The following is a 26806-nucleotide window of genomic DNA, read 5'->3' on the forward strand; positions in this document are numbered from 1 at the left end:
CCATTCCCGGAAAATCAGCCAATCAGCATATTTTCTTTCGGATAACGAATCAAACGATCGTGTTGAGCGGCAAACGTAAACAGAATCGTTAACGATCCGACACGTCCGAGTAACATCATAAACATGATCAAGGCTTTCCCGAAGTCGTTTAATTCCGCCGTGACATTCAACGACAGACCAACTGTCCCGAATGCGGACACCGTCTCGAAAAACAGACCGACAAAGGAGAGATTCGGTTGGGACAAAGCAAGCAACGTCGTCACGAGAGCGATGAACAACAGACTGAACACGGCGATGGCGTAAGCTTTTTGAATTGCCTGCGGCCGGACAGTTCGCCGCATCAAGACGGTTTCCCGTTGTCCGCGCAGGTACGTCCAGACATTTTTCAAGATGACCGCTGCCGTCGTGACCTTGATTCCGGATCCTGTCGAAGCAGAACCTGCCCCGATATACATCAAGACCATCATCAAGCCGATTGATAACGGGACCATCGTCGTTAAATCGATCGTTTGGAACCCTGCCGTCCGCGTCGTAACGACTTGGAAGAAGACGATGTGCAATGCTGCAAAAAAAGATTTATCGTGAAGCGATCCGAGATGTGATACCCACTCATAAATCATCATCGCAAGAACCCCAAGACCGTTGATGACGACAAGTGATAAGAGCATCAATTTCGAATGTAAGGAGATCTTCTTGAAATTCCGTTTAGCCGATATATCCGCGATGACGGTAAAACCGAGTCCACCGATCATCAGTAATGCTGAAATCGTCAGGATGAACGTCGTATCCTGTTGAAAACCGACCAGATTATCGCCCCATAACGCAAAGCCCGCATTATTGAAGGCCGATACAGCATGGAACAATCCGTAATACAAGGACTTACCGAACGTGTACTTATATTGAATGAACAGATCAAGCGCAATCAACAGCATCCCGATCAATTCGACGACGACAGTCGTCAGAATAATGTTCCGGGCCAGACGGATCGTACCGCCCGGACTGTCGAGATTAAACATCTCTTGAATGATGATGCGTTGCCGGATTCCGATCTTCCGTCCTGTTACGCTCAACAGGACAAGCGCAATCGTCATGAATCCGAGTCCCCCGACCTGAATCAGCAGCATCATAATGATTTGTCCCAACAGATTAAAGGATTCGGCAATATTGACCGTCGAAAGACCGGTGACCGTCCCGGCCGAAGTCGCGACAAACAAACAGTCGATGAACGGTATGTCCTGACCGTCCTGTTGAGCAATCGGTAACCACAGTAAAAATCCACCCAATAAGATGGTCAACGTAAAACCGGTCGCGATAAAACGGGCCGGTTTATCGAATAACTGATGATAAATCAGTTCCCCGAACCGTCCGAACTTCGCGAGCCGCGAACGTCTTTTATGAGAAAACATATTCGTACTCCTCCTAGATGAAATGACCCAATTGCATCTATCATACTCCCTCAAAAACATTTGTTCTATTTAAATTTTGAATCTGCTAAACGTTTTCGTTTTTTTTTGGTAAAATAGATAAAAGTCGACGTTTAATCATAAAAGGAGGTTGAGGGAAACAGTGGACCCTAGGACGGCTGACCATTCGATTGAAGATGTCTCGCGAAGGCTTGAACGCCAATCGCAATGGATGCCCGCACAGCTATATTATCAATTCGAGGAGTTATTATCGCTACATGTGGATCAATCAATTCTAAACGAATTGTATATTGCATTAAAAAAATACGATGTATTAACCGATATAGAACGTGACGAACGAAACGAAAGCATTCAATTGCTTATCGATGAAAACGGCGCGTGATTCTCGGTTTTTGGATTTCCGAGCAGAAGACGCCTCTTCTGCTCTTTTTATTTTTTCGTTCACGATCAGACAACATGGGAAAGGTGGCACAAATGAAATGGATATCGTGTCGATTATTGGTATTATACTGGGGCTCATCACCCTGGTCGGAGGAATGATTTTAAAAGGGGCCTCCCCGATTGCATTGCTGAACCCTGCAGCACTTGTCATCATTTTTGTCGGTACAGCGGCAGCAATCATGATTTCATTTCCAAAAGAACGTTTAAAGATCATCCCGGCTTTGTTTAAAGTCATTTTCTTTGAGCAACAACTGATGACGAAACAAACATTGCTCCAACAATTCCTGACCCTTTCGACACAAGCCCGAAAAGAAGGTTTGCTGTCGCTTGAGACGGCACTCGAAGAAGTCGATAATGCGTTCATGCGCCGCGGCGTCATGATGGTCATCGACGGTCAGCCGTCGGAATATGTCGAAGATGTCATGACGCGTGACCTTGAAAACATGACCGAACGACATCATGCAAATGCCAATATCTTCACGCAGGCCGGTACATATGCCCCAACGCTCGGGGTACTCGGAGCCGTCGTCGGACTTGTCGCCGCGCTGTCTGATTTATCCGATATCGAAAAGCTCGGACATGCGATTTCCGGTGCCTTCATCGCAACGCTGTTCGGGATTTTTACAGGATACGTCCTCTGGTTCCCGTTCGCGACAAAATTAAAGCAAAAATCAGCGACTGAAATTCAACTGTATGAAATGATGATTGAAGGGATTTTATCGATCCAGAACGGAGAATCGCCTAAAAACCTGGAGGATAAGTTACTTGTCTATCTGACACCGAAGGAGCGTGCGACGTATGAAACGGAAAAAGAAGCCGCATGACGAACACATTTCCGAAGGCTGGCTGATTCCTTACGCCGATCTCCTGACGCTGTTACTGGCCTTATTCATTGTCCTGTTCGCTTCGAGTAACGTCGATGCCGTCAAGCTGAAAGCGATGTCCCAATCGTTCAGCTCCGTCTTTAACGGCGGCTCCGGCATGATTACGAACAGTTCCTTATCGACCTCACAAGAAGAAGAGGACTCGAAAAAGACGGATGCCCGGACGAAAGCACAAAGCTATGAAATTGCTGAACTTGAAAAAATCAAGGAAGAAGCCAATGACTACATCAAACAACAGAAGCTTGAGAAGGACATCAAAGTCGAGGTTACGAATGAAGGGCTTGTCTTCACCATTCGCGACCGGGCTCTCTTCTCCCCTGCCCAAGCAGATGTTAAAGGTGACGCGATTCAAATTGCCCAAGGCATGAGTAATCTGCTCGTCAAAGCGGGACAGCGTCAAATTCAGGTGTCGGGTCATACCGATAATATTCCGATCAATACCGTTCAATATCCATCGAACTGGGAACTCAGTGCAGAACGCGCCATCAGTTTCATGCGTGCTCTTCAGCGGAATCCAAAACTGGCCCCTAAACGATTTACAGTCAGCGGCTACGGCGAGTATCAACCGATTGCTTCGAATGATACAGAAAGCGGCCGCAGTCAAAATCGGCGGGTCGAAGTTTTGATCCGTCCGCTGATTGATATCAAGGCACAAAATGTCCTCGATGAGACAAAGGTCAAACCATAATATCCACTTACTAATCAAAACAGGCCCACTCCGAAAAAAATCGGAATGGGCCTGTTTTAACGTGCTGTTTAATAATATGGACGAATCATCACATACACGATGACACCCGTCAGACTGACATATAACCAAAGCGGCATTGTAAAACGGGTCCACTTTTTATGTTTCTCAAAGTTTTGATTCAAGGCATGAGCGAGTGACATCAAGACGAGCGGGACGATAATCGCCGCCAAAATGATATGCGAAATGAGAATAAAGAAGTAGACGGGACGGACAAATCCTTCGCCGCCGAATTTCGTTGATTCACTGACCGCATGATACGTCACGTACGAAATCAAGAATAACGTCGTCGTCGTCATGGCACCGCCGATGAAACGACGGTGATTAATCCGGTTGCCCCGGCGGATCGAAATCCAGGCACCGAGCAACAGCATAAAGGTAAAGCTGTTAAAGATCGCGTTTAAAAAAGGAAGCAGCGTCCAGTCAAACCCGTCACCGACCTGAACAGGTGGTGCAAAAAACAACAGTGCGACCAACAGATTGATGACGAGCGTCAAGAGGATGACGACCGGAACGAAATTACGTTTTTTAGCAGATTGTTGCATGTATTATTCTCCTTGTTTCCAATCAAAGTATCGTTTTAACCATTTTGGCAATGGACCGTCAAACAGACGTTCACGCCAGTAAAGATCGGCGGCACGCTGAACGGCGGCTCCCCGGATCGGGTACGGATGCACGACACGTGACAGCTGACCGACTTTATCTTTGCGAGCCATCGCATACACGACTTCCTGCATCCATTCACCGGCCTGTTCGCCGATGGCATGGGCACCAATCAATTTCCCGCGTTTATCGGCAATCAGTTTGACACGCCCTTCTGTTCGGCCGTTGATGACAAACCGGTCGACTTCATCCAGTCCGGTTTCGTAGACTTTGATGTCGCTGTACTTTTGACGGGCTTCTTCTTCCGTCAGTCCGAGGTGGAACAGTTCCGGTGTCGTAAACGTCACCCACGGAACGGCACGGTAATCCGGTTTGGTCCGTAAACCGAACAGAGCGTTTGTGACGACGGTTTTTCCTTCAAGACCTGCGACATGCGTAAACGGTAACGATTGAATCGTATCACCGACCGCAAAGATATGACGTTGATTCGTCCGAAGTGAACCGTCAACTTGAACATAACCTTTTTCAACATGGACGCCGGCACGGTCGAGACGTAACGCATCAATCCGCGGCTTGCGACCGACCGCAACGAGGACGGCATCCGTTTCAATGACACGGGACTCTTCACCGGTTTTGACCGTAACTTCGATTCCTTTTGCCGCTTTACGGACACTTGTCACCGTCGTATCCAAGTGGAGCGTCAATTCCTGTTCAATTTGCCGTTGTAACACTTCGACCATACTGCGGTCTTCTTTCGGCATCAGTGATTTGGCACCTTCAATCACGGTTACTTCCGTTCCGAGATGCGCATAAGCTTGCGATAATTCAAGGCCAATCGCACCGCCGCCGATAACGAGTAATCGTTCCGGACGTTCCGTTTGTTCAAAAATCGTCTCATTCGTTAAGTACGGAATCGTATCGAGACCCTCAATCGGTGGAATGATCGGCTGTGATCCGGTCGAAATCGCGAATTTCTCTCCGACGACCAACTGACCCGCCACTTCCACTTCATTGGCACTCAAGAAACTGGCTTCACCGATATAGACATCCACGCCTAAATCCTTAAACCGTTTTGTTCCGTCATGCGACTGGATGATGTTCCGGGCACGGTCAACGCTTGCTTTCGTCTTGCTGTAGACCGCTTCCCCGTTCAACGTCACATTGTATTTGGCGGCTGTCTGCTTCATGACATGAACATCGTGTGCCGCTTCAATCAATGCTTTTGACGGGACACAACCGTAATGCAGGCAATCACCGCCGAGATGCGTATGTTTTTCAATTAATGCGACGTGTGCGCCGAGACTGGCAGCCCCTGCTGCAATCGTCATTCCAGCTGCTCCGCCGCCGATTACGACCAACTGATAACTTTTCATCGGGAAGCCTCCTTATAGCGTGCCGAGATGTCTTCCATTCGTTTGCGGTTGACGCCCCAGTCGGAATAGCCGACACGGGAAGCTGAGCGGAAATGGACTTTTTGCGAAGCTTCATCGAAGTAAAATTCAACATCATCTTTAAAACGAAGTACCTTACTTGAGAAGACCGCATGAATGTACGTTGAATCTTCTTTGACTACTGTCACCCGGTCAAGACTTTGAAGAACCCGCATGATTTGAAATTTTGATTCTGCTAGATTTCCGTTGAACGGTAAAGGTGTCATTTTCAACGCTTCTTTATCCGTCTGTGTCGATACCGCGTTCGGTTTCCCTGTAAGCGGACTTAATCTGCCGTTCGATACGCCAAGTGCCATGACTGATTCCTCCATTCGTTTCGTCTTGCTGTGAAGCATGATTCTCATTTTACTTTACCAGTTCAGTTTCGAAAGCGCTTCTCATTTGACTTTGCCGTTATGCTTTCGTGACCGGCAGGAGGATCGTCGCAATGGCTCCGCCTTCCGGTTGATTATCGATGAACAGTTTTCCTTCATGCGCTTCCACCAGTTCCCGGCAAATCGCCAGTCCTAATCCTGTTCCCCCTTTTCCTTTTTGAACCTGATAAAATTTCTCCGTGACGTGACGAAGATGATTTTTCGGAATTCCGGGACCCTCATCGCTGAAGGATAAAAAGAGGACACGTTCGGAACGGACAAGACGGATCGTAATTTCACCGTCAACCGGCGAAAAGCGGATTGCATTGTCGAGCAAATTCAAAAAGACCTGTTTCAAACGGTTCTCATCATATAAACCGACGACCTGTGCCGGTAATTTCCGGATGATCCGGATGTTTTTCTCCTCCAGCTTTTGCCGGAGTTGCGCCGTCACCGTCTCGATGACTTCCGTCAGATTCACTTCCTGCCGGTACAGGACTAAACGACTCGTTTCGAGCTTTGAAAAATCCAGTAACTGTTCGACGAGGGAAATCAGGCGTTCGGTTTCGGAATGGATGATCCCCATTCCGAGCGAGGCTTCTTCCGGCAATCGTTCCGGCTCTGCGAGCAACGTTTCACTCCACCCTTTGATCGAGGTCAAAGGTGTTCGCAACTCATGCGAAATACCGGAAATGAACTCATCTTTTAACGTTTCCTGTTGTTTGATCTGTTGTCCCATATAGTTGATCGTCCGGGCCAGCTCCCCCAGTTCAAACGTATACTCTTCATTGACTTTGACATCATAATGCTGTTTGGCAATTTGATCGGACGCACCGATGACTTCCTGAATCGGACGAACGATCGACGATACGAGACGGGACGAATAAATGTAGGCCAGTCCCCAAATGACGACACCCAACAGGAGAATCGCCAAACAAATTTCAATGACCCGCTGATCGATTTTCGCAAGCGACGTCGTATAACGCAGTGCTCCCGTCGTCTGTCCGAAAGAAACGATCGGTTCCGTCACTTCAAGCAGATGTTCCCCTGTCGTCGGATCATCATAACGTTTCGTGATTGTTCCCCCGCTCAACAGACGGGTCACTTCCTGTTTCGTCATGTTTCGTTTTGAGACGAATCCCGTCGACGAATAGCGGGGAATCCCCTTCGCATCAAGGACTTCGATTTCTGCATCCGTGTAGGCATAGGAATCGAGTACGTCATGAATCGTCGCCTCCGAATCTTGAAAATCATAGGCAAGACCGCTGTTCGCAAATAAGACGGCACTGGCATTCGCATGTCGTTTCAAGACATCGGTCGCCGTCACATAATAATAGTTATACGTCACGAAGGATAAGATTCCGATGACGAGCAGCACCGTCACCGTGATGATCGTCATGAACCGCATCAAAATCTGTCGTTTCATTTTTCGTTACGCCACTTATAGCCGTGACCCCACAACGTCTCGATGAATTGGGGTTCCGCTGGATTTTCTTCGATTTTCTGACGCAACCGGCGAATGTTGACGTCGACCGTCTTACGGTCGCCGAAATAGTTTTCGCCCCACACCGCATCGAGCAACTCATCCCGCGACATGACTTGATCTTCATTTTTGATGAAATGGCACAACAAATCATATTCCGTCGGTGTGACTTCGACATCGACTCCTGCTTTTTGCACCCGCTTCGCTCCGAGATCAATCCGAAATGGTCCGGAGACCAGTTCACGCGGTTGTTTCCGGCGGCGGAGCGTCTCGACCCGGCGGAGCAGGGATTGAATACGTGCCAACAGTTCAGCCGGACTGAACGGCTTCGCAATATAATCATCCGCCCCGACGCTGAGTCCCATGACTTTATCTTCTTCGCGCGTTCGCGCAGTCAGCATGATGATGCCGACAACTTCATCTTTCGAGCGGGCCTGTTCGCAGACCGCGAATCCGTCGACTTCGGGCATCATGATGTCGAGCAGCAGGATATCGAACGTCTGCTGTTCAAAATAGTCCAGTGCTTCCCGTCCGTTCTCCGCTTCAATCACTTCATATCCTGCACGTTTTAAATTAATGACGATGAAACTGCGAATCGCATGTTCATCCTCGGCCACTAATATTTTAGTCATCTTATTTTCCTCCTGCTTTTTCCTTTATTCCACGAGTGCTACGTTGGCAGCGTACTCTTCATAGGATTGATTGGTCGAGATGACATACACGTAATCAATGCCTTCTTTGATTTTTTTCTTGCGATGACTGGCGATGTATTGAGTCTTCGGAATGATTTCGAGCTCAAAATCAATCGTCCCGGTATCCCGGTTGATGAACCGGACCCGGTTGTCCTTTTTCTCAATCGTTTCACGCGTCGCCCAGTTTGCCGGGAAACGCATCACGAAATTGTATTCGAGATCGATGTATTGCTCTTCCCGAAGTTCAAAGCCGCTTTCGAGAAATGGTTGCACGTCGGCGCCATTCCAAGCGTAATATGCCGTAATCCGCGGTTTTTCTTCGGCCGCGCGTCCGATGCTTCCGTCAGGCGTATATTGATGCGCAAATTCGATGACACCGTCCTGATCGACATCTTTCGGGAACGTATACATCGGCTCGACGATTTCTGATGTCTCACCCCAACGGACGGGTGTCAGCCGGGTTTCTTCAAGCTGAAAGACCAGCAGATGCATCTTGGCTTCACGGGTAAAGGAGACGAATACCCCTTTTTTCTTGGCCGGATTGACGGTATCGATTTCAAACAGGTCATGATCCGCAAACAAATCACCGTCTTTGACCGGCAGTGTGATGTCTTGCCGGTTGGTCGGATTTAAGGCTTCTTCATAATATATGAGTTCTGTCGTCTGTTCTTTTTTGAGCAACACCATATCCTGACGTCGATCCTGATTCAAATCGGCAATCGTCAATCGATCATATGTATCGATTTTCGTAACGTGAATCGATGGCTTCATCAAATCTTTCAGGAGATAAACGGTATTCTTTTCAAGACTCGTCACACCAATCATCAGTTGATTCGACTTTTGGGATTCATCCAGGATGACATGGAGTTGGTCAATCGATCGGCCTGTCGCAATCGGCTGGCTGACACGCAACACCCACTTCTTTTTCAGGCGTTCATGTACCAACACTCTGATTTGAAATGCTCCCTGATGTTCAATCCGGTAAAACGTAATGGCTTCGTCCCGCCCATCCCGGTTTAAATCAATCAATTCATACAGCCTGGAAATGGATTGATTACGCGGCGCCACGATTTCCGCCTCTGTCGGCAAATCGGTATCAATTCTTGCTTTTAATGACTTTTCCCATTCCGGTAAAGCCGGGTGCTCCAGCAAGGAAGCAGGATGAGGCAGTGTAAGACCACATCCGGCCAAATATAGGGTCGATAAGAAAATTATAAAATATTTCATCAGACTTAAATCCTTTCCATACATGCTCTTCTCAAACTTTATCACACTCTTTCAAGCGAGAGTATATTGTGGAAGAAGAGTCAACTTGTTAAGATGTAACAGATATTCGAAAGGGGTTTATATTTATGGCTTACGAAATGATTGTACTTGATCTTGACGATACATTATTGACGAGCGACCACACGATTTCTCCAAAAACAAAACAATCGTTACTCGATGCACAGCGTCGCGGAAAAAAAGTCGTGCTCGCGAGCGGCCGTCCGACTTACGCGATGATTGATTTGGCAAAAGAGCTCGAACTTGCCCGCTACGGCAGTTATATTCTGAGTTTCAACGGGGCTTCGATCATCGACTGTAAAACAAACGAGTCCCTGTTCTCCAGTACCCTTCTTCCGGAAACCGTACATCGCCTTTACGATTTAAGTAAACGTGAAAATATCGATATCCACACATATGTCGGGCACGAGATTTTTACGGAACGGGCTAACGAATTTTCGACGATTGAAGGCGAACTGACAGGAATGGATGTCATCACGGTTCCGGACTTCAAGGCAGCCATTACAGAACCGGTCGTCAAGTGTTTGATGCTTGCGGAAGAAAATCGTTTGGCGGAAGTCGAGCTGAAACTTCAGCTTGAGTTAGCCGGTGAGCTCGCCGTCGCCCGCTCCAAACCGTTTTTCCTCGAATTTACGGAGGCCGGCGTGACGAAAGGAACAAGTCTCGCGTTGCTGGCTGAACGCCTCGGGATCAAACAGGCAGATGTCATCGCGTGCGGAGACGGCAACAATGATTTATCGATGATTGAATGGGCCGGTCTTGGTGTTGCCATGGCAAATGCTGCCGATACCGTCAAAGAAAAAGCCCAGTACATGACTGCCTCTAATGATGAAGACGGCATTGCCCTCGTCATCGAAAAATTCATGATGGACTGAACAAAAAAACCAATCCACTCCATTGTTGTCGGAGTAGATTGGTTTTTTGGGATGTCAGGAGATACACCAGTCGATCGGTGTTCGATTTTGTTGCTGCAACCAGTCGTTCGTTTGCGAGTACGGCCGGCTGCCGAAAAACCCGCGGCTCGCCGAAAGCGGACTCGGATGAACGGATTCGAGAACAAGGTGCCGATTCGTATCAATCAAACTCTTTTTACTTTTCGCATGGTTTCCCCAAAGAATGAATACAATCGGTTGTTCCTGTTGTCCAAGCACTTCGATGACGCGATCCGTAAACGATTCCCAGCCTTTTTTGGCGTGGGAACCCGCTTTTCCTGCTTCGACCGTCAAGGACGTATTCAGTAAAAACACACCTTGGTTCGACCAGGCTTCCAGATTACCCGTCGTCGGTGCCGGACATCCGAGATCGGACATTAATTCCTTGTACATGTTACGTAAGGACGGCGGAATTGCAACCCCGTCATTGACGGAAAAACTCAGTCCATTCGCCTGATTCGGTCCGTGGTACGGATCCTGCCCCAAGATGACGCAACGGACATCCTGCGGTGCCACCGCGTCAAAGGCATGGAAAATTCGATCCTTCGGCGGATAAACCGTCGTTTCCCGGTAAGCAGTCTTGACGAAATCCCAGAGCCGGATAAAGTAGTCTTTTTCTTTCTCTTCTTTTAAAATCTCTTGCCAGGCTGTATGCATCCCGTTCGCTCCTTTTTCAGTCTCAAGCCCCTGTTCGTCCGGCCTGATTCTGCTATGATGGTATATGAGGTGGAATAAAGATGATTCAAACAATTCAGTTGTTCGGGTTGCCTTTTGTCGATGCAACACCATCGCATTGGTATACCCATATTAAAACGATTTTACACAATAACGAAAAGGCCTTTCTCGTCACCGCTAATCCGGAACTCGTTTTACGGTCTTTGCGTGATCCCGCGTACAAGCATATTTTACAACAAGCGACGTTCATCACGCCTGATGGAATCGGCGTGACGGCAGCCAGTAAACGGATGGGGAAACCGCTCACTGCGACATTACCCGGCATCGAGACGGCCCGTGAACTGCTCCGGACTGCCGATGCTTTAAAAAAACGTGTCTTTCTACTCGGCGGTCGTCCGGAAGTCATGAAGTCGCTGATTCAGCAATTATCGATTCGTTTTCCTGATATCCAGTTTGTCGGAACCTTTCACGGATTCGGCAAGGAAGAAGAAGCCGCAAAAGCAATCCGGTCGGCCGAAGCGGATTTGATTTTGGTCGCTCTCGGGGCACCGAAACAGGAAGAATGGATTGCCTCTGTTTACGATCAGGTCGACCGCGGACTTTTCATCGGTGTCGGTGGTGCCTTTGATGTCTGGTCGGGTCACAGTAAACGGGCGCCCAAATTATTCCGGCAGTTAAAGTTGGAATGGCTGTACCGGATTTCGAGTCATCCGCGCGGACTCGAGAAATTGAAGGATTTACTCCTGTTTGCGTCTCTCGTCTTACGGAAAAAAACGCATCTGTAAACAAAAAATACCCGCTGTCCGGTTGAACGGACAGCGGGTATTTTCGTTTCTTATGCGTTGACTGTTGAGAATGAACGGCCGAGTTCTTTTGCTTTTGCGATTGCTTCTTCTTTAATTTCTTCTGCTTTTTCTGGGTTCATTGCCATACCTTCGATGAACAATGAGTTGTAGTCTGTTACACCAGTGAAAGCCAGTGCTTGACGGAGGTAGTCATCGCCGAAGTTGAGGCCAGAACCAGTGTAGACACCGCCTGTTGCCTGGATGTGGAGCGCTTTTTTGCCTTCCATCAATCCTTTAGGACCTTCTGCCGTGTAAGCAAATGTTTTACCTGCAAGAAGAACGCTGTCGATGTACATTTTAAGACGTGCTGGGAATGAGAAGTTCCACATTGGCGTCACGAATACGTATTCGTCCGCTTCCATGTACTGCTCAAGGTGTTTCGTCATTGTACCGACTTTAGCGATTTCTACTTCTGAAAGCTCTTCGCCTGTAGCGAATTTGCCCCATGCGCTGAGTACGTCTGTATCGATTTCTTGGACATCTTCTTTATATAGATCAAGAACTTGTACTTCAGCGTTCGGGTTAGCTGCTTTGTAGCTTTCGAGGAAAGCTTCACCAGCTTGAAGGCTGAATGAATGTTCTGTTGATTTCGGGTTTACAGTTACATAAAGTAATTTAGTCATTTTTATTTCTCCCTTTTATTTAAAGTAAATTCTGTAAGTAAATATACCAACACCATTTTCTTTTGTCAATTAGTTTGATTTCAAAGAAAGCAACAAAAAAAGCTTAATCAAGATGATTAGGCTTTTTCTGAATGTGTATAATGGTCTGCGCGATGACCGATCCGTTTGAGTTGGTCGATCAACTGTTCTTTTTCTGGAATCGAAAGGTCACTGAACAAGTCTGTGAGGAACGCTTCGTGCTTCGGGAACGTTTCTTCCATTAATTCTCTTCCCGCCTCCGTCAGTGTTCCGAACGTTACACGACGATCCGTCGGGCATGATCGTCGGGCCAGGAGACCCCGGTTCTCTAATTTATCCACGACGTACGTGACACTGCCACTCGTTAATAAGATTTTATCGCCGATTTGTTGAAGTGGTGTATCGCCTTTGTGGTACAACAATTCCAGTACACCAAATTCCGATAAATTCAGCTGATGGGTCTTGATGTCTACTTTCACTTGTTCCGCTACTGCATGCATTGTGCGAGATAGAACAACGAGCATTTTTAATGCCAGCTTCGAGTCTGTCGATTCCATTTTACGTTCGCCCCTCTTTATCTTGATTCGAACCAATCATAGACCTCTTTTTTCCATTGGTCAATTCCAGTCCGGATTTTCCACTTTTATGACGGACCTCTCAGTTTTTGCTTGCCGTGAAACGCGTTTCATAGTTTACGGTCTTGATATACACTACAAGGGAGGTCTTCTCATGTCAGTTCAAACATTCTTGTCTCGTCTCGTTCAAAAAAATGTTGCTTACGAATTAGCGATTGAACAGTTGCACACATCGACCGGTTACTATTTGTGTAAGCATACGTTGGTCGATCAATTCCCGGACTTGCCGCCAGCTCGTCAGGTCGAACTGCTTCAAAGAATTTCGGAACAACTCGATCGTTCGGCTTGGCTGGAAGGCCCGATCACGAGACAGGACTGGATTCAAATCCATCAACAATTATCCAACAGCTAGGAGGAAACTTTGATGACCAACATTCGTGACTTAGCACGTGAAGCAGAGGTTTCAGTGACGACAGTCTCGCGTGTCCTCAATGATCATCCGTACGTCGCGGAAGATAAACGCCGGGCCGTCCGGGACGCCATCACAAAGCTCGGTTATATCCGTAATCAAACCGCTGTCCAGTTGTCGACCGGTCAAACGAAAACGATTGGTGTCATGCTGCCTTACGTCGACCATCCCTACCACGCTGCCATCCTGCACGGGATTGCCCAGTGCGCTTTTGAGGAAGGCTATCGTTTTTTGACGTGGCAGACGAACTATATTGCGTCACATGAACAGACGGTTCTTCAAGCCCTCGCCCAACGTGAAGTGGACGGGCTGATTGTCGTGTCCCACAGTCTGCCGGTCGATGAGATTTTACGATACGAGCAGTACGGTCCGATTGTGTTTTGTGAGCATCATGAAGATGTCTCTTCCGTCTATATCAATCATTATACCGCGTTTCAAAGCGGGTTAAAGACCCTTCAGTCTTTCGGGCATACTCAGATCGGGATTTGTCTTGGTCGCCCTGACAGCACAAACAGTCGTGCCCGAAAGCAGGCCTATCAGGATACCGTGTCACCGGAAGATACGTCATGGATTTATCAACAGGCGTTGACGATTGAGGACGGAGCCGACATCGCCCGGCAGTGGTCCAATCAATCCTGTCGCCCAAGTGCTTTGTTGACCGCCAGTGACCATGTGGCCGCCGGTATCATTCTCGAGCTTCGCAAACAAGGTTACCGGATTCCGGAAGATTTAGCCGTGATTGGATTCGACGGCAGTGATTTGGCTGTCGTCCTGAATCTGACGACGGTTGCCGTCCCTTATGAGACGATCGGCCGCCAAGCCTTTTCCATCGCGATCAGCGACAATTGGCGCGACCATCCCCAAATCGAAATCCCGACTGCTCTGCTGAGTGGATTAACGGCTGTTGAAGTCAAAGAATAGATGAAAACCAAAACCCGCTCTTGTCTCGCAAATGCGTCAAGAGCGGGTTTTTTGAATGATTTGCTGTTTTATAGAGAACCTGCCGCAACGTAACGCGATCCCCAGTAGCCGCTCCGGAATGATTCTTTGACGACCTGTCCGTAATAGGAATTGGCATTGATCATCGTCGATCCATCAACCGCAATCCCGACATGCTGAATTCCGCTTCCGTGCGTGAAGAAGACGAGATCTCCGGCAACGGGAGCCGTTCGTTTCGTCGCGCCGTATTGTGCCGCTGCCGTCCGCGGTAACGACTTGCCTAACGCGTTGTAAACATAACGTGTGAAGCCGGAACAGTCGAAACTGACAGGCCCCGTCGCACCGAATACGTACGGACGTCCTTTTAAGCCTTCTGCGACCGATACGACGGCTGCTCCATTTTTAGTTAATCCTGTTGTCGCTTTTGCATTAAATGCTTTTGTATATGTAGCCGCTATGTACGCATTTTTTCCCGCATACCGGAGTTGATACCAATTGTTTGCTGTTTTACCGAGGACCGTTACCGTTTGTCCTAGTTTCAGTTGACCCAGTTTTTGTCCCATCGTCGTCGCTTTGGACCGGACATTCAACACATCGACCGCTACGACAACTTTTTTCGATGTACTGGCTTTCGTTTGTTGTGGAACAGCCGCGAAGCTGCTGATGAGTAATATTGCCAATACAACGATCCGCACTAAACATGAACTTTTCATCCGTCTGTCTCCTTTATAAATATGTTTATGCAAAAAACTAAATTATCAGATAATTACTGTTTTTATCCTATCATGCTGATTTCTTCCATCGTGTTACATTTTATTAACAGGGTTAGTTTCCCGTAACACTTCTGTAACAAATAAAAAAACAGGTCCTGAAACGGCAGTTTAGAGCCGTTTCAAGAAACCTGTTCAAATGATTAAACCTTAAGTCTGCTTAATCCATTGACTTCTTTTTCCGAAAGCGTGCAAAGAATTCGTAGACGATCGGAACGATCAGCAACGTCAAGAGTGTCGAACTCGTTAGCCCACCGATGACCGTTACCCCAAGTCCTTTCGAAATCAAGGCGCCGCCTTCAAGACCGAGTGCCAGTGGTGACAAGGCACCAATCGTCGCGAGAGCTGTCATCAAGATCGGACGAAGTCGTGTTCCTGCCGCGTCCAACAAGGCTTCCCGCGTATCGAGTCCTTCTTTTTCCTTATGAATGACACGGTCGATCAATACAATCGCGTTTGTTACGACGATTCCGATCAGCATCAATGCACCGATCAACGAAGAAACGGAAATCGTTTCGCCTGTAATCAACAGGGCAAGTAACCCGCCGATGATCGCAAACGGAAGCGAGAACAAGATGACCAGTGGTGTCAACGCGCCTCCGAATGTGACGACAAGAACCAGATAGACAATCGCGACGGCTGCTGCCATTGCAAGTCCGAGTTGCGTGAACGATTCCTGAATTTGTTCCGTCACACCGCCTGCTTTATAGGAGACACCTGTCGGAAGATCAATCTTTTTGACCGTTTTATCGATTGCTTGTGAAGCTTCTGTTGCTTTGTCTGTTTTTAATTCTGCTGTGACTGTCGCGACCAGCTTACCGTCCCGCTCACTGAGTGAATCTGGTGTCGTCCCTTTTTTAACGGAGACGAAATCCGACAGTTTCCGGACACCAAGCGGCGTCGTGACATCTGTTTTTTGTAGATCGTTGATGGAATCATATGTCGTCTGTTCGTTCGGAACGATGACATCAAGTTCCTTACCATCTACTTTTATAGTAGAAAGTGGTTTTTCTTCACCTTGCACATTAGCAATACCTTGAGCCAATTGCGCTGTCGAGATACCGAATTCAGCGGCTTTTTGTTGGTCGACTTCAAATGTGTACTGTGTATACGACTCCTTTAAATCAGTCGTTACTTTACGCACGTATTTCGATTCGCCTTCAATCGCTTTCACGAATTCAGGTGTAATCTTTTGCAGATCCTCAATCGAATTGGCATAAACCGAATACGAGACACCGGAAGAGGCCGCTCCTCCGCTGAAGTCCTGTTCTTTCCATTCGCCGGTCGGAATCTCTTTATTCAATTGTTTGATTGCCTGTTGTTTTACATCTGCAAAATCAGCTGTATCCGGATCATACTGGGCAATGAAAACAGCTTGCTTTGTATTTCCGGGATTCAATGGATTTTCTCCACCGACTGTAAATTGAAGATTATCCACATCACGTTGCTTTTCAAAATATCCTTCTGCCAGGTCGGCAGCCTTCAATGAATCATCTAACGTTTGACCCGGTTTTGGATTATACGTCACGTAAAATGTTTTTTCACTCTCTTGATTCAAGAAGTTGACACCGATGGTCGGAACAAGCGCGAAACTGCCGATCAGCAACAGTACAGCGAGCCCAAAGACGACAAGCTTATGGTTCAACGACCAATTCAGTACACCACGGTACCAGTTGGCGAGTTTTCCACCGTCTTCTTTTTCCGGTTTTGGTGCCTTCCCGCGTTTAAAGAGTGAATCAGCAAACATCGGAACAACCGTTACAGCTACGATCAATGAGGCAAAGAGTGCAAAGACGACCGTCAAGGCGAACGGAAGGAACAGTTCACCAACAAATCCTGTAACGAATCCGAGCGGCAGGAAGACGGCAATCGTGACGATTGTCGATGAAGCGACCGGAATGAAGACTTCACGTGTCGCATCAATGATGAGCGCCTTGCCTTTTAACGGTTCAGCCGGATCCGTCAATCGACGGTAAATATTTTCAATGACGACAATCGAATCATCCACGACTCGACCAATCGCTACCGTCATGGCACCAAGCGTCATAATGTTGAGTGAGATGTCCAACTGTTTCAAAACCAAAATCGCCATCAGCAGGGATAATGGAATCGAAATGACCGCAATGATTGTTGATTTGAAGTTCCGTAAGAACAAGAGAATGATGACGACCGCGAACAAGGCACCAATCAATGCTTTGCTGATCATCGTCGAGACAGATTCTTCAATCGGCTTCCCTTGGTCAAGCGTGACCGATGCTTTGACGCCGTCGTTCTCTTTCTCAAAGTCTTTAATCGTCTCTTTCACCGCATTGACGACTTCGACGGTATTAGCATCCTGTGATTTCGTTACCTGGACGCCGATTGAACGTTCCCCGTTCGACCGGGAAATCGATTCTTCGATTCCTTTGTCTTCAATCGTCGCCAGTTGTGACAATTTGACGGTCGGAACTTGCGTCGGTGTTGCAGCAGCCGGCGTTTGTCCTGCAGTTGCCTCTGCCGGTGCAGATGATGCAGGTGCCTGTGTCTGACCTTGTGCTGATCCTGATGCAGGTGTTTGCGTCTGTCCTTGTCCTGCGTCTGGTGTTGCTTGTGGCGTGTACGGCAAACGGAGATTTTTTAACTCGTTGACCGTCGTGGCCTTCCCATCGAGTACGACTGCCTGTTCTTTATCGCCTAATTCATATAACCCGAGAGCTAAGCGGGAATCATTTGCTTGAATCAGTTGTTTGACGTTCTCTTCCGTCAATCCGTACTGTTGCAGTTTCTTCTCATCAAATCGAATCTCAATTCGGCGGATTTCCTGACCGGCGATTTGAACCGTCTGTGCCCCTTCGATTCCTTCAAGTTTCGGTTGGAGTTCGTTTTCGACCAGTTTCGTCAAATCGGATAAGGAACGGTTTTCGTCCGATACAGCAAAGCCGATGATCGGGAAAGCATCAAATGAAATTCGGGAAACTTGAGGTTCCTGTGCGCCTTCCGGTAAATCTACATTAGCCAATGCTTCTTTGACTTTTTGTTCCGCTTCGTCCATGTCTGTACTGAAGCTGTAGTCGATTTGTAGATTTGAAGCATTCTGGAAAGAGGACGAGCGGACGGTTTCGACTCCGCCAAGATTCTCGACCTTACTTTCAAGTTCACGACTGACCTCATCGAGTACTTGTTCCGGTGTTGCACCCGGATAAATCGTCGTCACAGACACAGTTGGTGTCGTGATGTCCGGCAACGTCTCGAGTTTCATCGTCGTTCCGGCATAAATTCCGGCAACTGTGATGATAATCGTCAGTAACCAAAGAGCAAACTTATTATTGACTGAAAATTGAATGATACGCTTCATGGTAAAAATCCGCCTTCTCTCTCTTCTTTTTCAATTCCATCTTGTTACTTCGCTGCTTGATCAATCTTACGTGCTTGTTTTAATAAACGTTCAATCAAGGCTTGCCGTACGTCAGGTGCAGGCTGACCAAACTGAAAATGTTCCGACATTTTCAAGCCGTCCAGTGTAAAACGGATCATCATCGCTTCTACAGGATCTGCCTGTTCCATCAAGTGATCAAAAAATTGATGGACCTGCTTTTTTCGTTCTTCCACGAAAGCGGCATTTTCCTTTAACAGGGACAATAAAAACAATACCGTGTCAATATCGAGACAAAACTCGTCATCCCGCAGTGCCTGCAGCATGACGAAAGCTTCCATCGGACCAAACCCTTGTCCGAGATACGTCTGATACTGCTGGAACTGACGCCGTTCCTGTTCTTCGATCACACCCATCAACAATTCTTCTTTCGAAGAAAAATGATACAACAGACCGCCTTTCGAGACATTCGCCTGTTTCGCCACTTCTTCAAGTGTCAGTTGCGGAAATCCTTGGGTCAGCATGACTTGAACGGTCGCATCCGTAATTCGACGTCGTGTTTCTAACGCTTTTGTACTGACCATAACCTTTCTCCTTTCACTTTACTGTACCGTCTGGACGGTTTCTTTTTTAAATATACGAAGTTCCGTTCCGTTTTGCAAGATTAAATACATGTTTCACGTGAAACGCTTTACTTTACTTGAAACAACTTGTTCAAAAATGCCCGCCGCTTCTCTTGTAATCAAGGAGCGGCGGGCGTTTCGGATGAATGTTTAATTTTCTTCGCGAGCACTTTCCATCAAAGCCGCATACATCGTTTGTGTCAAGTCATGTTCACGCAACACACGGACTCCACGATCCGTCGGTCCGTCCGGTGCTGCCACATCCTTGATCAGTTCTTCTGTCGGACGTTCTTCATGCAACAGCAGTTCAGCTGATCCTTTCATCGCCTGGGCGATGATTCTCCGGGCAGAAGAAGCATCGAAACCGGCTTTCGTCAGCACAGGTGTCATCGCGCCGACAATTTCATAGAAGAATGCGGGACTGCACCCTGCTGCTGCCATCAGATACGGCATCGTCGCCGCATTCGTTTCGACCGTTTCACCCACGCGTTCAAACAATGCCGTCGCCTGTTGTCTTTTCTCGTCCGATACAAGGTCACCAAACCAAAGTCCAGTCATCCCTGTCCGAAATGCGACCGGCGTATTCGGCATCGCGCAGACAGCACCACATGAAATATGTGCTTCGATGTCTGCCGGTGTAATGTGCGCGGCGACGGACACGACCAGTTGATCCGTCCAATTCTGCTGTTTGATGTAGTCGAGCACTCCGTCCGGCTGCATTGCCAAAACGACGACATCAAATTGATTCACCTGTTCCTCAGCCGTCGTCCGGACACCGTACTGCTCCGCCAAAGCAAACAGACGCGACCGGTCCGCTCGATTGGTCATCGTGATCGTTTGAGGAGATATCCCGGAATCCAGCCAGCCTTTGACTAACGACTCACTCATCGAACCTGCTCCTACCATTAAAATATTCATTCGATTGCCTCCCAACAAAAAAAGGACCAATTGCTGGTCCTTCGGATTTCCTAGTCATTATACACGAACTGCCAAGTCCTCGACAGCAACGACGCGGAGTCCTTTTTCGTTTAACTTCTTGACGATTTTCTTTTTCGTCTTCTCATCACAATCCGTCGGTAATGTGATCAAGACACGGCGCATAACACTACTTTTTGCATCCAATGTCATCAGACTCGCAACCGTTGAGTATTTGTTAATGATTTTCGCAATTTTTTCAAGCGCCCCTTTTTGTTCACTGAGGGCGACCGTCAGGACATAACTGCCTGAATCGCGATTCCATGCTTCTTCGAGCATGCCAAGCATTTTTCCGTGGGGTAAAATCCCGAAAAATTGTCCATCATCGTTCAGGACAGCAATGTAAGGCAATTCTTTGATGGAGAAAAAGACTTCAAAGAAGTTACTGCCTGTGTAAATGAACTTCGTCGTATTTTTGATCAGTGTCATGACGTTGTCGTCTAAACTTCCACCGTTCATTCCGTGGCGGTAAATATGCATTTTATAGATGTTTCCTTTGAACAATTGACCGGTTTGATCAAGAACCGGGACACAGCGGTATCCTGTCTCTTCAAGCGTCTGTAACGCTTCTCGCAGGGTAGCCGTCTCTGAAATCTTGACACACTGGTGTTTCGGAATACACAAACTTTGAACGAGCATACAAAACGTCCTCCTCTTTCCTCTACATGATTCTAACTGATTTACATGACGTCCTAACTTAATTCCTTGTTCGTTCTCACTTTTCCTGCTTTTCTTCTATTCCCTTACAAAGGGCAACGGAAAACACAAGTTTCCTCAAGATTAATAAAGGAATCCATGTTATTGTCGCAATTTTTAATTCTTTGTTAAATCAGCAATCCCCTTAGTATTAAGATTTATTAAGATTTCGTAAAGACGGGACATAGTTGTATTCTTTTACAATAGCGTCTGATACAATCGAACTCGTGAAGTCACTTCACTATTCTATTCTTGTTCTTAATATGGAGGCAGAAGAAATGTTCAGTAAAAAACAAGATCCATTCGCGGTTAAATTATCTGAGATTGCAGGACACCTGCAACGAACATCACAATTTTTCGTCGATTTTAAAATTAATGGTATTGCCGATGTCAAAGAATTCGCCCATAAAGTAAAAGATTTTGAAACAGCCGGTGACGATCTGATGCACCAATTGATCATCGATTTGAACAACGCGTTCATCACACCGATCGACCGTGAAGATTTATTAGCACTTGCTAATTCACTTGACGACGTCCTTGACGGTTTTGAAGAATGTTCTGCTATTTTTGAAATTTACAACATCGTCCAAGCAGACGAGCATATGATCCGTTTCGTGGATGAGATTCACATTGCGGTCAACGAGCTCGCTCTATCAATGGATTTGTTAGTCGCACGTAAACTTCAGCCGATGCGTGAACACGTCATCAAAGTAAAAGAACAAGAAACAATCTGTGACAACTTGCGTCGTAAATCAATCAAAGCATTGTTCGCAACAGAAACAGATCCAATCAAAATCATTCAATACAAAGAAATTTATGAGTCGCTCGAATCAATCGCCGATTACTGCCAAGATGCAGCAAACGTCATTGAAACGATCATCATGAAAAACGCATAAGTGAGGAGCTAACGAGATGGATAGTCTGTTTATCATCACCGCCATAATCGTCATTCTCGCACTTAGCTTCGACTTCATTAACGGTTTCCACGATACAGCGAACTCGATTGCGACTTCGGTGTCGACTCGTGCTTTGAAACCGCGTCACGCTATCATTCTTGCGGCGACGATGAATTTTTTAGGTGCAATCACGTTTACTGGCGTTGCTAAAACAATTTCCAGCGATATCGTCGATCCGTCGACGCTACAGCACGGAAGTTATGTCGTCATTGCTGCTTTACTCTCTGCTATTGCCTGGAACCTCTTGACGTGGTATTTCGGTATTCCGTCTAGTTCTTCGCATACGTTGATCGGTTCAATCGCCGGTGCAGCCATTGCATCCGTCGGTTTTGGCGGAATTGAAGCTAAAGGGATTTTAAAAATCGTTCAGGCTCTGATCATTTCACCGATTCTTGCCTTTACGCTTGGTTTTATCGTTTACGGTATTTTCAAAGTTGTATTCAAAAAAGGGAATTTGGCGAAGACGAATCGTCGTTTCCGTCATATGCAAATCGCAACAGCTGCGCTTCAATCGTATACACACGGGACGAACGATGCGCAAAAAGCGATGGGTATCATCACACTTGCCCTCATTTCGTCCGGTTTCCAAACCGATCACGAAGTCGCACTTTGGGTTAAATTATCGTGTGCGATTGCCATGGGTCTCGGAACATCCGTCGGTGGATGGCGGATCATCAAGACGGTTGGTGGACAAATCATGAAAATCCGTCCCGTCAACGGGGTTGCGGCTGACTTGACGTCTGCTGCCATCATCTTTGGTGCGACAGCAATCCACTTACCGGTTTCAACGACACACGTCATCTCTTCTGCCATTCTCGGTGTAGGTACATCACACCGGAAAAAAGGCGTTAAATGGGGAACAGCACAACGAATGGTGATTACATGGGTCATCACATTGCCGATTTCAATGGCAGTGGCGGCGCTCATCTACTACATTCTTGATTTCCTATTCATTAAATGATTCATTCCCCATCTAGTCAGCTAGGTGGGGATTTTCTGTCTTGATTAAGCCCCTGCAGTTGTCGCTTGGACTAGAATTCGCTATGATTGATGGCAAGAAGATATGCTTATTTTATTTAGGAGGAATTCCACATGACAAAACGTAAAGCTTTAACGATTGCCGGCTCTGACACGAGTGGCGGCGCTGGTATTCAAGCTGATTTGAAAACGTTCCAAGAACTTGAAGTCTACGGGATGAACGCATTGACGGTCATCGTTGCTCAAGACCCTGATCATTCTTGGCACCATGCGGTTTATCCAATCGATGCCGAACTCGTCCGGACACAAATCCATACGGTCCTTGGAGGAATTGGTGTAGATGCGATGAAGACGGGTATGCTCCCGACTGTCGAAATCATTGAAGTTGTTGCTGAAAAAATCAAATCATCCGGTGTTAAAAATGTCGTCATCGATCCGGTCATGGTCTGTAAAGGCGAAGATGAAGTTCTGAATCCGGATACGGCTAACGCTTTACGCGATGTCCTGACACCGCTCGCAACGGTCGTGACTCCTAACGTCTTTGAAGCAGGTCAATTATCCGGTCTTGGAAAAACGCCTTCGACGATTGACGAAATGAAGCTCGCCGCTGCCCGGATTCATGAAAAAGGTGCGCAATATGTCCTTGTCAAAGGCGGCAGCAAGATCGACCACCCGCAAGCAGTTGACGTGCTTTATGACGGAAAAGAGTTTATCCTAATTGAGGACGAACGTATTGAGACACCGTATACGCACGGAGCAGGATGCACCTACTCTGCCGCTATCACGGCTGAACTCGCAAAAGGAGCTTCCGTGGAACAAGCGGTCCGTACAGCGAAATCGTTTATCACTTCTGCGATTCGTCATTCATTCCGGTTGAATGAATATGTCGGCCCGACTGACCACGCTGCTCATCGAACAGTAACGTCTTGATCGTTCAGGAAGTCCGCGCAATGCTCGCGGACTTCTTTCTGTATAGGAAAGGGGATTTATCTTATCATGCAAGCACTGGATTTAACTGCTGTACAAGACTATATCGATAAGCATGCCAATACACCACTTTACGTACACGTCGAAACGACGAACGGGGCATATGCAACACACCAGGATCCGACATTCCACAGTGCCGGCATGTTTTTCCGTAATGCCGAGATTACGTATGAACTTGGACTGATCACCGGAAACGGTCCTTACCGGATCGGTCTGAAACTGGCCCACGGCTGGTTGTATGGTGAAGGATTAACTGATTATGAATTTGCAGGCGATCAATTGTTGATTGCCGGACACGACGTTGAAGGACGCCTTGCGATTGCCTTCGAACTCAGTCCGACTCCATTCGCGCAAGGCGCAGAGGAGGTAGAATAATGGCGTACAACGAACAAGATCATCTTCTCGTCATCTTCCCTCACCCGGATGATGAAGCGTTCAGCTCGGCTGGAACGATTATTGAACATGCAGAGAATCGTGGACCTGTCACGTATGCCTGCCTGACACTCGGTGAAATGGGACGCAACATGGGACGTCCTGTCTTTACGAATCGTGAAGAGCTCGCGACGATCCGCAAACGCGAACTGATTGCCGCTTCGGAAAAGATGAAGATCTCCGACTTACAAATGTGGGGACTTCGCGACAAGACGGTCGAATTCGAAGACGAAGCAATGCTTGCTGAGCGGATCGGCGAATTGATTGCGAAAACACAACCGACACGTGTGATTTCGTTTTATCCTGGTTACGCCGTCCATCCGGATCACGAAGCAACAGCCCGTGCCGTCGTCCGGGCACTTCGCGCGATTGACGAAAACGAGCGGCCTGAATTTTTAGCTGTCGCCTTCGCTAACAATACGCGTGACGAACTCGGTGAAGGAACGTTTGTCCATGATGTCAGCGCCTATACCGATCAAAAAATCGCTGCCCTTCAGGCACATGCTTCCCAAACCGGCGGCTTAATGAAAGTCATCTCGGAAGACTCGAATATCCGTGATCTGCTCGTCAAAGAGCGGTATTATCATTATCCGTTATGATTCTTTTCACCCTTGAGCGCACTGTCGTTCAAGGGTGCTTTTTTTTGTCTCGTGAAATCCTTGATTGTCAGTCGACTTTTAACCCGCCTTCTGCTAGTGTGAATAGTTGAGACTGTGTCTCCGGAGTTCGTAACCTCCTCCGTCACAAAAACTAGGAATGGAAGTGTATCCAATGAAAAATGAACGTGCTCTTGTCGTCTTCAGTGGCGGTCAAGATTCGACGACCTGTCTGTTTCAGGCACTCGCCGACTATTCAGAAGTTGAAGTCGTTACCTTCAACTACGGACAACGTCATGCCGCAGAACTCGATGTCGCTCGCGAAATCGCATCTGAACTCGGTGTGAAGCATCATGAACTCGATCTCTCACTCCTCAGTCAATTGACAAGCAACTCTTTGACTGACCACTCACAATCGATCACGACAAACGAAGACGGGCTTCCTTCTACCTTTGTAGACGGCCGAAATCACCTGTTTCTGTCCTTCGCCGCCGTCCTCGCTAAAGGACGCGGCATCCGCCATATCATTACCGGTGTATGCGAAACAGACTTTTCCGGTTATCCCGATTGCCGTGATTCCTTCATCAAGTCACTGAATGTGACGCTTAACCTCGCGATGGACTATCCATTCGTGATTCATACTCCGCTCATGTGGCTCGACAAAAAAGAGACCTGGGCATTAGCTGATTCGCTCGGCGCGTTTGATTTTGTCCGCGAACGGACATTAACGTGTTACAACGGAATCATTGGAGATGGCTGTGGCGATTGCCCGGCTTGCGAATTACGGAAAAAAGGCTTAGATGCCTACATCGAGGAGGTCCAACACACATGAAATTCAACTACGAAGCACCCGAAACAGTCGAGCGCCCGACCGGCGACTCGCTTATTTATACAAAATCACGTGTCATGATCGTCAAAAAATTGACGTTTGATGCGGCGCATCACCTGTATGACTATGATGGCAAGTGCCGCGCCCTGCACGGCCATACGTATCACGTCGATCTCGGCATCAGCGGATTCCTGGATCACCGCGGTATGACACTCGACTTTGGCGATTTGAAGAAAATTTTCAAAGAGCATCTCGAACCGTTACTCGATCACCGTTACTTGAATGAGTCGCTTCCTTACATGAATACGACGGCTGAAAACATGTCGGCCTGGATTTTTGAAACACTCGGCAAACACTTGCCGGATGAACGCGGTCTTCGTGTCGAGTTCGTCAAACTGTATGAAACACCGACTGCTTTTGCAGAAGTCCGCCGCGAATGGATGCTTGAGTCATGAGTCAATTGAAGAAAATACCAAAGATTCCGGTTCTTGAAATCTTTGGTCCGACCTTTCAAGGAGAAGGACGTTCAATCGGCCAAAAAACGATGTTCGTCCGGACCGGCGGCTGCGATTATTCCTGCGCTTGGTGTGACTCGGCATTTACTTGGGACGGATCGGAGAAGCCGGATTTACTGACAGCAGATGAAATCCTGGTACAACTCGATGCCCTCGGTTCATACGGGCATGTCACGATTTCCGGTGGTAATCCGTTGTTGCACGCCTCGATTGGAACCCTCGTCGATGCGCTGAAGAGCCGCGGCATCACGATGTCGGTCGAAACACAAGGTTCTTACTGGCAGAACTGGGTTCTTGATATTGAAGACGTCACCATCAGTCCGAAACCGCCGTCAAGCGGAATGACCGTTGACTATGACCGTCTCGATGTCTTTTTCAAGCGGTTGCCGGAGCAGCAACGGGCTGTGAAGATCGTCATCTTTGATGAGGCCGATCTTGATTTTGCCGCTGCCATCTCTGACCGCTATGCCTTACAAACGCTGTACCTGTCACTCGGTAATCCGGATCCTGCGGAAGAAGGCACGATTGCTCCACGGATGTTATCTGATTTAAAAACTTTATGGGAACGCGTTGCAGCTGACGAACGATTTAATCACGCACGTGTCCTTCCACAACTACATGCCCTCGTTTTCGCAAACGACCGCGGCGTTTAAGGAGATTA

At 47.5% G+C, this 26806-nt stretch carries 30 protein-coding genes; 15 read left to right on the forward strand and 15 right to left on the reverse strand.

Translation table 11 applies throughout. The annotated features are described in order from the left end of the window. Positions 1-14 precede the first annotated feature (14 nt). On the reverse strand, positions 15-1406 hold the full coding sequence (locus tag R7V76_RS05700) for a TrkH family potassium uptake protein (RefSeq protein WP_012371740.1): 1392 nt from the start codon (positions 1404-1406) through the stop codon (positions 15-17). A 229-nt stretch (positions 1407-1635) separates the two neighbouring features. Between R7V76_RS05700 and R7V76_RS05705 the strand changes: the two genes are divergently transcribed. The 3 genes from R7V76_RS05705 to motB all read left to right on the forward strand — a co-directional run bounded on the left by R7V76_RS05705 (position 1636) and on the right by motB (position 3437). Further along, positions 1636-1806 carry a hypothetical protein gene (locus R7V76_RS05705; protein ID WP_235188802.1) on the forward strand — a complete coding sequence of 57 codons (171 nt, stop codon included), beginning with the start codon at positions 1636-1638 and terminating at the stop codon, positions 1804-1806. Between the two features lie 97 nt (positions 1807-1903). Further along, complete coding sequence (gene motA, locus R7V76_RS05710) at positions 1904-2689, forward strand: flagellar motor stator protein MotA (RefSeq protein ID WP_012371742.1); 786 nt, start codon at positions 1904-1906, stop codon at positions 2687-2689. Next, positions 2664-3437, forward strand: coding sequence for a flagellar motor protein MotB (gene motB, locus R7V76_RS05715; protein ID WP_214766451.1), 774 nt, complete (start codon positions 2664-2666; stop codon positions 3435-3437). Before motA ends, motB begins: the two co-directional genes overlap by 26 nt. Before the next feature lie 68 nt (positions 3438-3505). Here the strand turns inward: motB and R7V76_RS05720 are convergent, their stop codons facing one another. The 6 genes from R7V76_RS05720 to R7V76_RS05745 all read right to left on the reverse strand — a co-directional run bounded on the left by R7V76_RS05720 (position 3506) and on the right by R7V76_RS05745 (position 9303). Beyond that, positions 3506-4039: a DUF420 domain-containing protein gene (locus R7V76_RS05720; protein ID WP_290828122.1), complete on the reverse strand. Its 534-nt coding sequence runs from the start codon at positions 4037-4039 to the stop codon at positions 3506-3508. Between the two features lie 3 nt (positions 4040-4042). After that, a complete protein-coding gene (locus R7V76_RS05725; RefSeq protein WP_214766449.1) occupies positions 4043-5470 on the reverse strand; it encodes a dihydrolipoyl dehydrogenase family protein in 1428 nt (475 codons plus the stop codon). Next, positions 5467-5844: a DUF1499 domain-containing protein gene (locus R7V76_RS05730; RefSeq protein ID WP_114596652.1), complete on the reverse strand. Its 378-nt coding sequence runs from the start codon at positions 5842-5844 to the stop codon at positions 5467-5469. Before R7V76_RS05730 ends, R7V76_RS05725 begins: the two co-directional genes overlap by 4 nt. A 97-nt stretch (positions 5845-5941) precedes the next feature. After that, complete coding sequence (locus tag R7V76_RS05735) at positions 5942-7327, reverse strand: sensor histidine kinase (RefSeq protein WP_012371747.1); 1386 nt, start codon at positions 7325-7327, stop codon at positions 5942-5944. Further along, positions 7324-8016 carry a response regulator transcription factor gene (locus R7V76_RS05740; RefSeq protein ID WP_012371748.1) on the reverse strand — a complete coding sequence of 231 codons (693 nt, stop codon included), beginning with the start codon at positions 8014-8016 and terminating at the stop codon, positions 7324-7326. Before R7V76_RS05740 ends, R7V76_RS05735 begins: the two co-directional genes overlap by 4 nt. Positions 8017-8040: 24 nt before the next feature. After that, positions 8041-9303, reverse strand: coding sequence for a hypothetical protein (locus R7V76_RS05745; protein WP_251136009.1), 1263 nt, complete (start codon positions 9301-9303; stop codon positions 8041-8043). Positions 9304-9428: 125 nt separating this feature from the next. Between R7V76_RS05745 and R7V76_RS05750 the strand changes: the two genes are divergently transcribed. Further along, a complete protein-coding gene (locus tag R7V76_RS05750; RefSeq protein WP_012371750.1) occupies positions 9429-10235 on the forward strand; it encodes a Cof-type HAD-IIB family hydrolase in 807 nt (268 codons plus the stop codon). Positions 10236-10289: 54 nt separating this feature from the next. Here R7V76_RS05750 and R7V76_RS05755 read toward each other — a convergent pair whose 3' ends face one another. Further along, positions 10290-10949, reverse strand: coding sequence for a uracil-DNA glycosylase (locus R7V76_RS05755; RefSeq protein ID WP_012371751.1), 660 nt, complete (start codon positions 10947-10949; stop codon positions 10290-10292). Between the two features lie 80 nt (positions 10950-11029). Between R7V76_RS05755 and R7V76_RS05760 the strand changes: the two genes are divergently transcribed. Then, complete coding sequence (locus R7V76_RS05760; protein WP_318091556.1) at positions 11030-11752, forward strand: WecB/TagA/CpsF family glycosyltransferase; 723 nt, start codon at positions 11030-11032, stop codon at positions 11750-11752. A gap of 50 nt (positions 11753-11802) precedes the next feature. Here R7V76_RS05760 and R7V76_RS05765 read toward each other — a convergent pair whose 3' ends face one another. Both R7V76_RS05765 and R7V76_RS05770 read right to left on the reverse strand, forming a co-directional pair. Beyond that, complete coding sequence (locus R7V76_RS05765) at positions 11803-12435, reverse strand: NAD(P)H-dependent oxidoreductase (protein ID WP_012371753.1); 633 nt, start codon at positions 12433-12435, stop codon at positions 11803-11805. Positions 12436-12551: 116 nt separating this feature from the next. Beyond that, the gene (locus R7V76_RS05770) at positions 12552-13010 is read right to left on the reverse strand and encodes a MarR family winged helix-turn-helix transcriptional regulator (RefSeq protein WP_290828109.1); all 459 of its coding nucleotides are present in this window, start codon (positions 13008-13010) and stop codon (positions 12552-12554) included. Between the two features lie 172 nt (positions 13011-13182). Between R7V76_RS05770 and R7V76_RS05775 the strand changes: the two genes are divergently transcribed. Both R7V76_RS05775 and R7V76_RS05780 read left to right on the forward strand, forming a co-directional pair. Then, positions 13183-13440 carry a hypothetical protein gene (locus R7V76_RS05775; RefSeq protein ID WP_290828107.1) on the forward strand — a complete coding sequence of 86 codons (258 nt, stop codon included), beginning with the start codon at positions 13183-13185 and terminating at the stop codon, positions 13438-13440. A gap of 12 nt (positions 13441-13452) precedes the next feature. Beyond that, positions 13453-14418: a LacI family DNA-binding transcriptional regulator gene (locus R7V76_RS05780; RefSeq protein WP_290828105.1), complete on the forward strand. Its 966-nt coding sequence runs from the start codon at positions 13453-13455 to the stop codon at positions 14416-14418. 68 nt (positions 14419-14486) lie between these two features. On the opposite strand, the gene R7V76_RS05785 is transcribed toward R7V76_RS05780, so the two are convergent. From R7V76_RS05785 to cbpA, 5 genes are all read right to left on the reverse strand, one after another. Continuing rightward, positions 14487-15149 (reverse strand): C40 family peptidase, encoded by a 663-nt coding sequence (locus R7V76_RS05785; protein ID WP_318091558.1) that lies wholly within the window; start codon positions 15147-15149, stop codon positions 14487-14489. A 217-nt stretch (positions 15150-15366) separates the two neighbouring features. Beyond that, on the reverse strand, positions 15367-18540 hold the full coding sequence (locus tag R7V76_RS05790; RefSeq protein ID WP_318091559.1) for an efflux RND transporter permease subunit: 3174 nt from the start codon (positions 18538-18540) through the stop codon (positions 15367-15369). 44 nt (positions 18541-18584) lie between these two features. After that, positions 18585-19142, reverse strand: a complete 558-nt coding sequence (locus R7V76_RS05795) for a TetR/AcrR family transcriptional regulator (RefSeq protein ID WP_290828102.1) — start codon at positions 19140-19142, stop codon at positions 18585-18587. 189 nt (positions 19143-19331) lie between these two features. Next, positions 19332-20099: a pyrroline-5-carboxylate reductase family protein gene (locus R7V76_RS05800; protein WP_318091560.1), complete on the reverse strand. Its 768-nt coding sequence runs from the start codon at positions 20097-20099 to the stop codon at positions 19332-19334. 57 nt (positions 20100-20156) lie between these two features. Further along, the gene (gene cbpA, locus R7V76_RS05805) at positions 20157-20795 is read right to left on the reverse strand and encodes a cyclic di-AMP binding protein CbpA (RefSeq protein ID WP_012371761.1); all 639 of its coding nucleotides are present in this window, start codon (positions 20793-20795) and stop codon (positions 20157-20159) included. Positions 20796-21130: 335 nt separating this feature from the next. Here cbpA and R7V76_RS05810 point away from each other — a divergent pair, with 335 nt between their 5' ends. The 8 genes from R7V76_RS05810 (at position 21131) to queE (ending at position 26798) form a co-directional block, all read left to right on the forward strand. Then, positions 21131-21748 carry a DUF47 domain-containing protein gene (locus R7V76_RS05810; protein ID WP_012371762.1) on the forward strand — a complete coding sequence of 206 codons (618 nt, stop codon included), beginning with the start codon at positions 21131-21133 and terminating at the stop codon, positions 21746-21748. A 16-nt stretch (positions 21749-21764) separates the two neighbouring features. Beyond that, complete coding sequence (locus R7V76_RS05815; protein WP_290828099.1) at positions 21765-22769, forward strand: inorganic phosphate transporter; 1005 nt, start codon at positions 21765-21767, stop codon at positions 22767-22769. A gap of 131 nt (positions 22770-22900) precedes the next feature. After that, entirely contained in the window at positions 22901-23716 is an 816-nt protein-coding gene (locus R7V76_RS05820; protein WP_290828098.1) for a bifunctional hydroxymethylpyrimidine kinase/phosphomethylpyrimidine kinase, read from the forward strand. Positions 23717-23782: 66 nt separating this feature from the next. After that, positions 23783-24148, forward strand: coding sequence for a YojF family protein (locus R7V76_RS05825; RefSeq protein WP_318091563.1), 366 nt, complete (start codon positions 23783-23785; stop codon positions 24146-24148). Next, complete coding sequence (gene bshB2, locus R7V76_RS05830; RefSeq protein WP_290828097.1) at positions 24148-24804, forward strand: bacillithiol biosynthesis deacetylase BshB2; 657 nt, start codon at positions 24148-24150, stop codon at positions 24802-24804. The genes R7V76_RS05825 and bshB2 overlap by 1 nt, the downstream gene beginning before the upstream one ends. Before the next feature lie 172 nt (positions 24805-24976). After that, complete coding sequence (gene queC / locus R7V76_RS05835) at positions 24977-25633, forward strand: 7-cyano-7-deazaguanine synthase QueC (RefSeq protein WP_114596671.1); 657 nt, start codon at positions 24977-24979, stop codon at positions 25631-25633. Beyond that, positions 25630-26085 carry a 6-carboxytetrahydropterin synthase QueD gene (gene queD / locus R7V76_RS05840; RefSeq protein WP_012371768.1) on the forward strand — a complete coding sequence of 152 codons (456 nt, stop codon included), beginning with the start codon at positions 25630-25632 and terminating at the stop codon, positions 26083-26085. The genes queC and queD overlap by 4 nt, the downstream gene beginning before the upstream one ends. After that, positions 26082-26798 carry a 7-carboxy-7-deazaguanine synthase QueE gene (queE, locus tag R7V76_RS05845; RefSeq protein ID WP_318091565.1) on the forward strand — a complete coding sequence of 239 codons (717 nt, stop codon included), beginning with the start codon at positions 26082-26084 and terminating at the stop codon, positions 26796-26798. The genes queD and queE overlap by 4 nt, the downstream gene beginning before the upstream one ends. The last annotated feature ends 8 nt before the right edge of the window (positions 26799-26806 follow it).

The sequence above is a fragment of the Exiguobacterium artemiae genome (genome assembly GCF_033342815.1).
Lineage (GTDB): Bacteria > Bacillota > Bacilli > Exiguobacteriales > Exiguobacteriaceae > Exiguobacterium_A > Exiguobacterium_A artemiae_A.

Bases quoted from the DNA above. Each gene is read 5' to 3' on its own strand.
- R7V76_RS05700 (WP_012371740.1), bottom strand. From the start codon at position 1,406: ATGTTTTCTCATAAAAGACGTTCGCGGCTCGCGAAGTTCGGACGGTTC.
- R7V76_RS05705 (WP_235188802.1), top strand. From the start codon at position 1,636: ATGCCCGCACAGCTATATTATCAATTCGAGGAGTTATTATCGCTACAT.
- motA (WP_012371742.1), top strand. From the start codon at position 1,904: ATGGATATCGTGTCGATTATTGGTATTATACTGGGGCTCATCACCCTG.
- motB (WP_214766451.1), top strand. From the start codon at position 2,664: ATGAAACGGAAAAAGAAGCCGCATGACGAACACATTTCCGAAGGCTGG.
- R7V76_RS05720 (WP_290828122.1), bottom strand. From the start codon at position 4,039: ATGCAACAATCTGCTAAAAAACGTAATTTCGTTCCGGTCGTCATCCTC.
- R7V76_RS05725 (WP_214766449.1), bottom strand. From the start codon at position 5,470: ATGAAAAGTTATCAGTTGGTCGTAATCGGCGGCGGAGCAGCTGGAATG.
- R7V76_RS05730 (WP_114596652.1), bottom strand. From the start codon at position 5,844: ATGGCACTTGGCGTATCGAACGGCAGATTAAGTCCGCTTACAGGGAAA.
- R7V76_RS05735 (WP_012371747.1), bottom strand. From the start codon at position 7,327: ATGAAACGACAGATTTTGATGCGGTTCATGACGATCATCACGGTGACG.
- R7V76_RS05740 (WP_012371748.1), bottom strand. From the start codon at position 8,016: ATGACTAAAATATTAGTGGCCGAGGATGAACATGCGATTCGCAGTTTC.
- R7V76_RS05745 (WP_251136009.1), bottom strand. From the start codon at position 9,303: ATGAAATATTTTATAATTTTCTTATCGACCCTATATTTGGCCGGATGT.
- R7V76_RS05750 (WP_012371750.1), top strand. From the start codon at position 9,429: ATGGCTTACGAAATGATTGTACTTGATCTTGACGATACATTATTGACG.
- R7V76_RS05755 (WP_012371751.1), bottom strand. From the start codon at position 10,949: ATGCATACAGCCTGGCAAGAGATTTTAAAAGAAGAGAAAGAAAAAGAC.
- R7V76_RS05760 (WP_318091556.1), top strand. From the start codon at position 11,030: ATGATTCAAACAATTCAGTTGTTCGGGTTGCCTTTTGTCGATGCAACA.
- R7V76_RS05765 (WP_012371753.1), bottom strand. From the start codon at position 12,435: ATGACTAAATTACTTTATGTAACTGTAAACCCGAAATCAACAGAACAT.
- R7V76_RS05770 (WP_290828109.1), bottom strand. From the start codon at position 13,010: ATGGAATCGACAGACTCGAAGCTGGCATTAAAAATGCTCGTTGTTCTA.
- R7V76_RS05775 (WP_290828107.1), top strand. From the start codon at position 13,183: ATGTCAGTTCAAACATTCTTGTCTCGTCTCGTTCAAAAAAATGTTGCT.
- R7V76_RS05780 (WP_290828105.1), top strand. From the start codon at position 13,453: ATGACCAACATTCGTGACTTAGCACGTGAAGCAGAGGTTTCAGTGACG.
- R7V76_RS05785 (WP_318091558.1), bottom strand. From the start codon at position 15,149: ATGAAAAGTTCATGTTTAGTGCGGATCGTTGTATTGGCAATATTACTC.
- R7V76_RS05790 (WP_318091559.1), bottom strand. From the start codon at position 18,540: ATGAAGCGTATCATTCAATTTTCAGTCAATAATAAGTTTGCTCTTTGG.
- R7V76_RS05795 (WP_290828102.1), bottom strand. From the start codon at position 19,142: ATGGTCAGTACAAAAGCGTTAGAAACACGACGTCGAATTACGGATGCG.
- R7V76_RS05800 (WP_318091560.1), bottom strand. From the start codon at position 20,099: ATGAATATTTTAATGGTAGGAGCAGGTTCGATGAGTGAGTCGTTAGTC.
- cbpA (WP_012371761.1), bottom strand. From the start codon at position 20,795: ATGCTCGTTCAAAGTTTGTGTATTCCGAAACACCAGTGTGTCAAGATT.
- R7V76_RS05810 (WP_012371762.1), top strand. From the start codon at position 21,131: ATGTTCAGTAAAAAACAAGATCCATTCGCGGTTAAATTATCTGAGATT.
- R7V76_RS05815 (WP_290828099.1), top strand. From the start codon at position 21,765: ATGGATAGTCTGTTTATCATCACCGCCATAATCGTCATTCTCGCACTT.
- R7V76_RS05820 (WP_290828098.1), top strand. From the start codon at position 22,901: ATGACAAAACGTAAAGCTTTAACGATTGCCGGCTCTGACACGAGTGGC.
- R7V76_RS05825 (WP_318091563.1), top strand. From the start codon at position 23,783: ATGCAAGCACTGGATTTAACTGCTGTACAAGACTATATCGATAAGCAT.
- bshB2 (WP_290828097.1), top strand. From the start codon at position 24,148: ATGGCGTACAACGAACAAGATCATCTTCTCGTCATCTTCCCTCACCCG.
- queC (WP_114596671.1), top strand. From the start codon at position 24,977: ATGAAAAATGAACGTGCTCTTGTCGTCTTCAGTGGCGGTCAAGATTCG.
- queD (WP_012371768.1), top strand. From the start codon at position 25,630: ATGAAATTCAACTACGAAGCACCCGAAACAGTCGAGCGCCCGACCGGC.
- queE (WP_318091565.1), top strand. From the start codon at position 26,082: ATGAGTCAATTGAAGAAAATACCAAAGATTCCGGTTCTTGAAATCTTT.